The sequence below is a fragment of the Desertibacillus haloalkaliphilus genome (assembly GCF_019039105.1).
Classification (GTDB): domain Bacteria; phylum Bacillota; class Bacilli; order Bacillales; family KJ1-10-99; genus Desertibacillus; species Desertibacillus haloalkaliphilus.
Window position 1 is genome coordinate 1 of sequence record NZ_JAHPIV010000345.1, and the last position, 377, is coordinate 377.

A 377-nucleotide genomic window follows, 5' to 3' on the forward strand; every position below is an offset into this window, starting at 1 on the left:
GGGCGAGTATGAAGTAATCATTGACCGCGAAAAAGCGATAAAACAAGCAATTAAAGAGGCAAAGAAAGATGACATCATCGTGATTGCAGGGAAAGGACACGAAACATATCAAATTCTTGGTGATAAAACGATTCACTTTGATGATCGAGAAGTAGCTCGCCAAGCAATCTTAGAAAAGAACTCTTTCTGAATGTTATAGATTAAATGAGATTTTTGGTATGAAAAGACATATCAATATCATGTAGATGATAACAATAATTAGAGACGGAAGTCTTTAATATATGAACTCAAATAATAGAAAAATAATGACAAATGAATAAGGTTATTCGTTTTAAAGAAAGGAGGAATGATCAGTGATGTTAGAGCGTGTATTACTT

General features: G+C 32.6%; 1 pseudogene. It reads left to right on the top strand.

From position 1 onward, the window contains the following. Window positions 1–190, top strand: a pseudogene (locus tag KH400_RS22260) (UDP-N-acetylmuramoyl-L-alanyl-D-glutamate--2,6-diaminopimelate ligase); the annotation flags it as partial. Between the last annotated feature and the right edge of the window lie 187 nt (window positions 191–377).